Source organism: Spartinivicinus poritis, assembly GCF_028858535.1.
GTDB lineage: Bacteria > Pseudomonadota > Gammaproteobacteria > Pseudomonadales > Zooshikellaceae > Spartinivicinus > Spartinivicinus poritis.
On the sequence record NZ_JAPMOU010000088.1, the window covers coordinates 1 to 9,872 of the forward strand.

At 39.1% G+C, this 9,872-nt stretch carries 7 protein-coding genes; 3 read left to right on the top strand and 4 right to left on the bottom strand.

Annotation, left to right across the window (positions count from 1 at the left end; translation table 11 throughout):
* Positions 1–179 precede the first annotated feature (179 nt).
* Entirely contained in the window at positions 180–566 is a 387-nt protein-coding gene (locus ORQ98_RS27905; RefSeq protein WP_274692114.1) for a hypothetical protein, read from the top strand.
* Positions 567–1,848: 1,282 nt separating this feature from the next.
* On the opposite strand, the gene ORQ98_RS27910 is transcribed toward ORQ98_RS27905, so the two are convergent.
* The 4 genes from ORQ98_RS27910 to ORQ98_RS27925 form a co-directional block, all read right to left on the bottom strand.
* Complete coding sequence (locus ORQ98_RS27910) at positions 1,849–1,986, bottom strand: hypothetical protein (RefSeq protein WP_274692115.1); 138 nt, start codon at positions 1,984–1,986, stop codon at positions 1,849–1,851.
* Positions 1,987–3,293: 1,307 nt separating this feature from the next.
* A complete protein-coding gene (locus ORQ98_RS27915; protein ID WP_274692116.1) occupies positions 3,294–4,130 on the bottom strand; it encodes an HDOD domain-containing protein in 837 nt (278 codons plus the stop codon).
* Between the two features lie 45 nt (positions 4,131–4,175).
* Positions 4,176–6,062: a GspE/PulE family protein gene (locus ORQ98_RS27920; RefSeq protein WP_274692117.1), complete on the bottom strand. Its 1,887-nt coding sequence runs from the start codon at positions 6,060–6,062 to the stop codon at positions 4,176–4,178.
* 224 nt (positions 6,063–6,286) lie between these two features.
* On the bottom strand, positions 6,287–6,847 hold the full coding sequence (locus ORQ98_RS27925; protein WP_274692118.1) for a hypothetical protein: 561 nt from the start codon (positions 6,845–6,847) through the stop codon (positions 6,287–6,289).
* Between the two features lie 746 nt (positions 6,848–7,593).
* Here ORQ98_RS27925 and ORQ98_RS27930 point away from each other — a divergent pair.
* Both ORQ98_RS27930 and ORQ98_RS27935 read left to right on the top strand, forming a co-directional pair.
* Complete coding sequence (locus ORQ98_RS27930) at positions 7,594–8,904, top strand: hypothetical protein (RefSeq protein WP_274692119.1); 1,311 nt, start codon at positions 7,594–7,596, stop codon at positions 8,902–8,904.
* A gap of 264 nt (positions 8,905–9,168) precedes the next feature.
* On the top strand, positions 9,169–9,777 hold the full coding sequence (locus tag ORQ98_RS27935) for a hypothetical protein (protein WP_274692120.1): 609 nt from the start codon (positions 9,169–9,171) through the stop codon (positions 9,775–9,777).
* Positions 9,778–9,872: the final 95 nt, after the last annotated feature.

A 9,872-nucleotide genomic window follows, 5' to 3' on the forward strand; every position in this document is an offset into this window, starting at 1 on the left:
ATAAGAAAAATAACATTAAAAGCTTGTGCTCCAGGGGCTGGGCTGTTTTAACAAGCTAATAAACAGGATTGGTATAACCTAGTTTAAACTTAGCCTTCCAGCCATGACTCAACTACTGGTTGACCCACTTGCATAAAGAGCTATTTTTAGTTGAAGTATATAAAAAAGTGGTCATAGGTATGCAACACCAACAAGAAGTGACTTATAGACAACTCTCTAACAGCTCTCCTCAGTTTCCCGTGGTTTATGACACTAGTAGTGTGCGCCCCAAAGTCCAAAGTGGTACATTCAACCTTGGTCAAGGGTCCGGTACTATCGTTTTTCCTGATTTAGGTGTTTTTGTTCCGTTCAGCTCCCGGTTTTTTGCTCCACCTCATGTCGTCATCACACTAGTTGTTTGCCCTCCGCAAATACCTATCACCGTCTCCGAGGTTAATCTACACCTTTCGAACATTACCCAGTCAGGTTTTTTGTTGAGTGGTTCTTATGAACTTCGTGTTACTGGCAACCCACCGATGATTTGGTCAGCGATAGTCTATTGGGTAGCTTTTGGCTCATCTTCTTAGGGTCTGATTTTAACCTTAAATGAAGAACGTCTTTTATCCTGGACTATAACATGTAAATCCCCCTCTCGTTGCACAACTCCGTCGTATAAAATTATGTTGTCTGTAAAGACTCAATTAGAGTATTAGATATTACTCAAAATACTGTAGTTGTTACAGTAAAAAGCATCTTATCTACAAACAATCGTGGGTTACTTGAGAAACTTGATAGCCTCAAGAATAGGAGCTTTGTTGGAGGTACAAACAACCGATGATGGTTATGGCATGCCATTGATAATCACTTTGGAAAGGTACTTTTTAAAAATAGAAAAGATGCATAATTCAATCATTTGAATTTTTATTAATCGTTATAAGTTTGGTCTTATTTTTTAAAAATAGACAAAACTTTTATACATCATTTTTTCGGTTGCTACTAATAAGCTAGTACTGACATTCTAACAATAGTACACTAACAGTGTAACTAATATATGACTTTCAGTTATTCCTATTTATAATTATTTTACACTTCACTGGGCTTAAAGATAAATAAAATTTAGCTCCAGAAAGAGGATGGCCTCAAAAATGATGAGCCTGTGTTAAGAGGTTAACACTTTATCAATGCAACTATGTAAGCTGGGTGTTCTCTAGTATTTTTTAGAATAAGAATTTAATAATTAATAGATTTTATTAGTTAATATAAAAACATGTACACAATATTAACTAGTAACTATTCAATTGTTTCTCCTTATTTCCAGCTATCAAGTGCAACTAAAGTAAGATTGCAAGCTCAATGATATGGAGACATATCGTGTGTAAACTCATGCTCCCCCACTGGAGCATGTGGTTTTTAATCGTTCTAGTTTTAGGAGATAAATAAATGAGTCAACATAACCAAAATCAAGGCAACATAGATCCATGCAATCCACCCTCGCCCTGTGGCGACCGCGACACCCCTATTATTTTAAGTGGTAAATACGATCTAGGTCACGCAGATAACCAGGTAGTCCTCCCAAATCTTGGAATTCTGGTGCCCTATCCCATCCCCCTCCCTGCTAAACCAAATGTTGTATTCAGTCTCGGTGTGGGTCCCAAAGAACTAGAAGTCCAATTTACAGCACAGAGCCTTTACATAGTTGAGGTAGAGCTTACTGGCTTTCGTATTTCGGGATCATACACGGTGGATACTAGTTCAGCTCAAAATGACCCCCTGCTTTGGAAAGTTTGCTTATACTGGATCGCCCACTTGCAGTGCTGCTAACCCCAAGCTCCCGTGTATGAAAATCTTCGATCAGTGTTGAGCTTTGATTTAACAGTGATTCCTTCTAATAAAGCCGATTTGTTCAATAAACTCGATGGCTAAATCACTGATATCCAGCTCAATACTGGCTTTAATCCATTCTCCCTCTTTGACATACCCTTGCCAGGGCTTTTTTAAAACCCTCAATCACAAATTTTATTGAGAAACCACTTTCGCTCTGCTGTCACAAGCTGTTATATGCACCAATACTAAAACTTTCTAACTTACTGCCTTTCAGCAGGCGGTTGTGGCTATAGCTAGGTTTGTCCGAAAAGTGTAGTTATTTACAGATAATATTGCGTGCATAGTCTGTACATCGACTGACTTATTTTATGCCAACACACTATTGATGCAATATTTCAGTTTCCACTAACAATACACTAGCGGTGTAACTAATATCTGACCTATTAGTCATTTCTATTTATAATTATCTTACGCTTCACTGGATAAGTGATTTAACGATTGATAGATTTAATTAATTCATATAAAAATATACACACCACATTAACTAAAACTATTTAATTGTTTACTCTTATTTCCAGCTATCAAGCGCAACCAAAGTAGGCCAAATGCAAGCCCAACGATATGGAGACATATCGTGTGCAAACTCGCACCCCCACCGAAGCATATGGCTTTTTAATCGTTCTAGTTTTAGGAGATAAATAAATGGGCCAGCATCACCAAAATCAAAATCAAGGCTGCGTAGATCCGTGTAACCCTCCCCCCTGCAACTGCGACACCCCTATTATTTTAAGTGGTAAATACGATCTAGGTCACGCCACAGGTAGTGTAGTCCTCCCGCATCTTGGAATTCTGGTGCCCTACCCCGTCCCCCTCCCAGCTAAACCAAACGTTGTTTTCAGTCTCGGTGTGGGCCCCAAAGAGCTAGAAGTCCAGTTTACAGCACAGAGCCTTTACATAGTTGAGGTAGAGCTTACTGGCTTTCGTATTTCGGGATCATATGAAGTGAATCCCACTAGCGCCAACAATGATCCCCTGCTTTGGAAAGTTTGTTTATACTGGATCGCCCACTTACAATGCTGTTAATGCCGGGTGTAAAAATATACGACATTTATTGCATTTTAATAACAGTGTAAATTTTCCCAGAAACGACCCAACAGTGGTTTCTGGGTATCAAAAATACCAGGTATTATAAATAAGCAGTTTGCTTTCTTTTTTGACAGGCTTTGCTGGTTTCAAAGCTCGAGGTAAATATAGCAAAATATAATGGCAGAATATTCAGAAGTGTAGTAAATAGGCTTGGATACAGACTGTAGCAGAAGTAAAAATACTGAAGAGCATGGCCTCATTGGGCTACATGGAAATTTCCTGTGGTCTGATGAAATATTCGAGTTAAGTGCCTACGACGTTTACATAAAACCAACTTACCATCTATCTGCCCTTATTATAGCTGTTATAAAAAATACTATTTTCCTCATGAACCACCCCAACTCTCATGTCAGTTGTGCCAACAAGTCCTCTAATTGCACTTCCAGTTCAGCCAACTGAATCGCTTTCATACCAAGCACTTGAGCTTCTGGTAACAACTCCAAAACCATATCAGGATTTGTATCCATACCTATGCTCAACTTAATACAAGCGGCATCTACTAGACGGACAATGTGTAATAATATGTTATTTTCATCTTGAGACTCTTTATGATGATCACGAGCAATACTACAATATATTTTGGGAAACCCCCAGCTATGCATCACTTGATAACCGTAATCCATATGCAAGGTAGCGATAAGCTCATGTATAACCGCCTCAGTCATTGGTAAATCAGACTTCTCCTGTAGTAGTTCATCTAATACCTTAAGTAACACTAAACTCCCAAGGTCATGAAGCAAGCCCGCTAAAAAGGCCTTTTCCTTAAGTACAGTATGACCACAGTTAATTGCCATCCAACGGCACCCCCCGGCCGACACAGATGCATGTTGCCACAACTCTTGCATCACCGAATGAATAAACACACTTTTTGCCTGAAAAGCCTGCTTTTGCGATACAAGCATGATTATACTTAATACCATTTCCACACCCAGTCTAACTAGGGCTTGTTGAATACTCTCAATTTTTGCTAAACCAGAAAAAAAAGCTGAATTCGCTAGCTTTAATATTTCACTGGCAATGGCTTGATCCTTTAAAATAAGCTTTTCAGCCTGCTCCATGCTGATGCCAGAGGTTATTGACTGTTGTAGCTCAAGTGCCACTCTGTTAAATACTGGCAGCTTAAAATCTTGAGCATAAACCTTCACTTCAATTAGGTCCGTAATGGATTCACTAGTATTCATTTTTTCCTACTTCCTTATATTTTTACTGACATTCTATATTCACCACTAGCCATAATAATGACTGTTGCAAAGTCGTTTAATTTCTTCTAAAGGTCGTGGCCTGTCTGATCGAGGTAACATCCGAAGCACCTCTGATAGGGTAGTCACCCCATTACAGGCTTTCTCAATACCATCTTCGAGTAGTGTTATTAAACCAGAGGTTTCTATACTAATGCGCCTTATGTCATAGGATGATTGTTTGGTTAAAATGGCATCTTTTACTCTTTCATTTAATACCAATAACTCAAAAACACTGACTCGCCCATCATAACCCGTGTAATGGCATTTTTCACAACCAGCGCCGTACTTAAATCCTGCTTCCTTTAAAGAGTCAGAATGCAAACTCAGTTGCTGAATTTCAAGGGTGCTTGGTTTATAATGCTCCGCACAAGCACCACAAACTCGCCTTAACAAACGTTGTGCTAGTACAGAAACAACTGTTGTACTAATTAAAAATGTTTCTATATTCATATTCATCAAGCGTAACAAACCACCAATCGTGTCTGCTGTATGGAAAGTAGTTAGTACCTTATGCCCGGTTAATGCAGCCTGAATGGCTGCTTCAGTGGATTGTTTATCTCTGATTTCACCTAAAACAATGACATCGGGATCTTGCCTGACCATATGTCTCAATGTGTCTGCAAAGGTAAGATCAATTTTAGGATTAAGAGCGCACTGTGTGATCCCATCAATAATATATTCAACTGGGTCTTCTGCAGTAATAATGCTCGTTTCTGTGTTATTTAGGTAATCAATACAAGAGTACAAGGTTGTTGTTTTGCCTGAGTTAGTGGGGCCTGTGATTAATACCACCCCTGTAGGAATACTGAGTGCCTCCAATTTAAATCGTTCCAACACACTAGGTACCATGCCAATAGAATCTAAGTTCAAGAATGTTGTTTTACGATTCAATAAGCGTAAGCAGGCCTTCTCACCATGAATAGATATATAAAACGAGCAGCGTATATCAAACAACCGTCCAGATGCATCTTGATATTCGATTTTGCCATCTTGATGCCGTCTACGTTCCGCAATATCAGCTTTCCCGAGCACTTTTAAGCGGGTAATAACAGCCGCATGAATTGACTTATCAAACTCTTTGTAAATAAATAAAACTCCGTGCCTCCTAAAACTTACCCTAGAATAATTATTTGTTGGTTCAATATGAATATCACTTGTATGGGTCTCTATTGCTTTTTTAAATATATCCTCAACAATATGAATTATATTTTCATCTAAATTATTACTACTAGAGATGGGTGGCTTATCGCTTTTCTTAAGCTTCTTAATGACATCTTTGATTAGTCTTTGACTAGATATGCCTAAAACAACTTCACATTTTAAAGCCATTTCGGCAATTCGCTTCACTTCCTTATCTAGAGGGTCAATACAAGCAACATAGACCTTATTATCTTTACGAAAAACAGGTATAAATTGATAAAGCTCATACCAGTTAAATTGAATAGATCCAATCAGAGATTTATCAATCGTATCAATTTCAAAGTCGATTTTTGGGCAATCCAACTGCGTTGACAGAACCTCAATAAGTCGTTCTTCTTTGATATAGTAACGCTCTACTAATATTGAACCTATCTTCTTTTCTTTATTATTATTTTGTATTTTCATTGCCATCTTCAATTCAGATAGCGTTATATCCCCAAGTTCTACCAAAAGTTCTCCAATAGGTACATTTATTTTACTTTTAACCAATACAGTCTTTAGCTGGTCTTTATCAAAATAACCTAGCTCTAACATCGTATTTAACAAAGTTTTTTCTTCAACTAGTTTCTCACGAATACGCGTAACGTACTTTAGTTGTGCTTCATCTATTAAGCCATTTTTGATAAGCAGTTGGGCAATGATTATTCCCGTTTCCAGGTTATCGTTTGACATTGATTCAGCACCCGCAACTCACCTCATTTTCCATAAAAAAACATTGCTGTTATTTAGTATACGAATACATTTCCCCAAGTATTCAAGGAAGATTTATCCATCTTTAAAAAGCCTGGCTCTTCGTTTCATTTCCTGAACGGGTGCTACTTGATAAAGCTATTTTTAAACTACATCAATACCGCTCAAGCACCCTCTTCCCTTTATTCAAGGTATTTCTGTACTACCTAACAGACCTTGAACAACTCAAGAGTCTCAATCTGATAAGTTCCTTTGACATAGATACATAACTTCTCGCGCCCCTTCGGAAAAACAATATGTATAGGGTTAGGGGGTGGGTCAACGATTGGATCTCCCTCTTCTTCTTCGTACCTCGAGTTATAGTCATCTTGCTGTAAGTCATAAAGACAGATTTTAATCCAGTGCCACCTTTCACCACAAACACTTGGACCTGTAAACTTACCTAAAAGGTTCTGCTTCCAATTGGGGATATAGAAATTGAGATAAGCATTCTCAAGCTTCAAGCCTCCAGCTGGCGTAATATTATCTGGATGACTTGGACCTAAAATGCGAGCCTTTCCATATACGTTCTTCACGGTGAGTGGCCCAAAACGTAAATTTGGAGTTACGCATAACTCACCGTTATTTGCGACGAATTTTCTGAAATTAACTACAAGGCAAGGTTTACAACATGGATCCTTCCGAGGTTTAGGGGGATAACAACCCTTGTCACCCTGGTTGTCGTAATAGTATTTTACTTTATCATGATCACAACTGCATTCGGTCATGTAATTCTCCTTTTTGTGCTAAATTAGCTATCCACCCTCGTCCAAATTATTCTTTTCTACTTCTGTAGCCTGTTGCTCTCTACCAGCCAACATATAAATAGAACCATGGATTTAGATGGTAGGTCTAACAGTAAAATTTACATCAAATAACGCCAGTCCAGGTGTTATTTGATGTATTTTTCAGACTAGCAATATATGACTACTATGTCATTAATTGACTACACGATGAGTGTATGGTCTTTTGTTGTGATCATATTAATACACAATAGGTCTAGGTCTTCCATACTTATCTATTTTGGAGTTTATCAATTAAAATTTAGTCCATTTTTTCTTAATTTTTTATGGAAACTATTAATTCAACTAAACACCCCCAATATGGATACTATTTTTAATATACTATTAAGCTCACCCTTACTAAAAGGATGCATATTCGTAAATAGCCTTAAACACTTACATTACAGTCATTAATTTATTACTATAAGGCAATCGCCCTCTTATCTTCACATACGACAACAGCTGTTCGTTTCACAAATTTATACGTCATTAAAAACATAACTAGTATTCAACACTTCAGTCATCAAGCAGCAACTAACCATATTAACTATTTTATGGAATAACACTTATAGGTTATCTCACACTGCAAACTTACACTCTCTGCGTATTAATTATAGCTTGCTATTTGTCGTCCTCTTATCCATACATTTTACTAAGTAATAGATTACCAAGAATTAAAGAGTCTATGGATAATGGGTAGCAATACTACAAACAGTAATACAATAAGTTTTGATACTTGTAACCCTTGTGACGACACCTTATTTGGTATTGCCGAAAAACTAGCGCGTGATGAAAGCTTAGTGGTTGCTGAAAAAGTGTGCGGCATTGGTAAGGCAGAGATCGGTGATAATCGAAGCAACGATGATGATTCATTTGCTCAACCGCAAAGCTTAAAACTTAGAGGAACTTTTGGACCTGATCAAATCCCCCCAATTGACGCTTCTAAAATTGACTCTGGTTTGTTAGACACTGACCGTATTCCCTCATTATCCGCTGATACAATTACCTCAGGGGAGTTCAATATAGATAGAATTCCAAGCCTCAGTGCAAATAAAATAGGTTCCGGTCAATTTCGCCCGAACCAAATACCAGGTTTATCAGCAAATAAGATCAACTCAGGACAGTTTAGCTCTCACCGCATACCAGGGCTTCATGCATCGAAAATCATATCTGGGCAATTCGATGCTGAGCGGTTACCAAGCCTTAATGGTGATCGTATCCAAGACGGCGCGATATGCTCAAACCATATTAAGAATTTACAAATCGTAGACTCTCATATTAAGTCTGTATCAGGTTCTAAAATTGCTGACTCCAGTATATCCGATGCCCAGATCAAGGAATTGCATAGCGCAAAATTGTATGAGAGGGTGCCTAACTCCCTCGAGATCGAAGATCAAAGCGAGCCAGGTATTCGAGCTGGACGACTGCTGTTAAACCACTCTGATGATGCTATCCATGCCCCGCCCTCCCGGTTACTTGTATCAAAAGCAAACCCTACAACCAGCAGTACCGACCCGAACAATTTTCCTCAGAATTACATTTTCACACACAGCGCCCTGGACCTTTGGTTACGTACTCCGAACACTAACCCCACCCCAGGTGCCGAACCCCCAAGCCCTCTACCTGCTATTCACGCGTCTCACATATTTGGCACCTTACCAAATAACACTATCTCACCAGACATTATTTCTTTCCCACCTCATACCGAGGTCCGCACGATTCAATCGCAGACCGTTTTAGTGAGCCCAGTCTCGACTCACCGCACCCTGAGTGTGGGAAGTGTATCATTCAATCCTGCGTTTACTCACCCTCCGTTCATCATTGCGATGTTGGTGTCCAGTGTGGATATAAATGGGCAAACGCTGTCCCCTAATCAGCTAGGCTCTTTGGATTTAAGGGCAGTTGGAGCTAACGTCTCGTCATTCAGATTGTACGTACGCCACTGGCAGCACATTAATTTGCACAGCGTGGTTATTCGGTACCTAGCCATAGCCCCCCCCTGAGATCGGTTGGCAACCATTGGGCTCTATTGCCAGATTAACTAGTACGTAATTTATTAGGCCACTACAGCAATGACTATGACTGAGGCAAGACATAAAGTTAATCAAAATAATAACCTAGCAATAGGAGGAGGGAGGCGTAACCTCAATCAGCCACAAGAGCATGACAGTCTTACAACCAGCAGCAGTACAAGGTTATACAGTCCACTATATCTAACATCAATAAATCGTAATAATTATTTAATAAGCGAATATGGTAATTATAGATTGAACACATATAATGCTTTGCAACTGTATGCTACCCAACAGGCCCCTCCTCCACAACCAAGTGTAAGATTTTCACGTACATTGACAAATATATGGCCTCACCCAGTGGCATATCGAAACAGCGATCTTTCTAACGATAGAACTGGAAACCATAACCTAATGACTAACTATGGAGTTGACTGTGGCCATTATGCCCGTTCTTTGATGAAAAGTAATATGCCTAATTGGGCCAAAATGGGCTTCAAGGAAGAGTTAGTTGCCCACACACATACCCCTCAGGTAGGCAAAGCGTATTACATAAAGTTCAATCATCGTGGCGGCCAGAGACTACAAAGGAGACAGCGTGTCTTGGCTCCGTGGGATGTGACTCGAGAAGTGGAAAAAGGGCTTACTAATTTTCATGTTGCTACGGTAGTTGCAAGAGATGGTGGGTCTGCAATCACGTCAGAAGTTAATGCAGCCTATCAACAAGCTACAGTTCCTTGGTTCCAAATGTATTCTGGAGGACTTCCTTCATTCTATGAAAAATTTCGTGCTGAATATGTATCATTACATGGAAACCAGAGACTCAATCCTGAGTTATATGAGTACAAACTAAACGTAAATTAACGCAACACTAAAACTTTTGGCTCTATATGGATTCCTAGGGGGAGAATATAATACACCAATTGAGGTAGGGCTATCGCTCTATAGTCTGTTGACAA

Coding starts and splice junctions, on each gene's coding strand:
- ORQ98_RS27920 (WP_274692117.1), bottom strand. CDS start 6,062: ATGTCAAACGATAACCTGGAAACGGGAATAATCATTGCCCAACTGCTT.
- ORQ98_RS27905 (WP_274692114.1), top strand. CDS start 180: ATGCAACACCAACAAGAAGTGACTTATAGACAACTCTCTAACAGCTCT.
- ORQ98_RS27915 (WP_274692116.1), bottom strand. CDS start 4,130: ATGAATACTAGTGAATCCATTACGGACCTAATTGAAGTGAAGGTTTAT.
- ORQ98_RS27925 (WP_274692118.1), bottom strand. CDS start 6,847: ATGACCGAATGCAGTTGTGATCATGATAAAGTAAAATACTATTACGAC.
- ORQ98_RS27930 (WP_274692119.1), top strand. CDS start 7,594: ATGGGTAGCAATACTACAAACAGTAATACAATAAGTTTTGATACTTGT.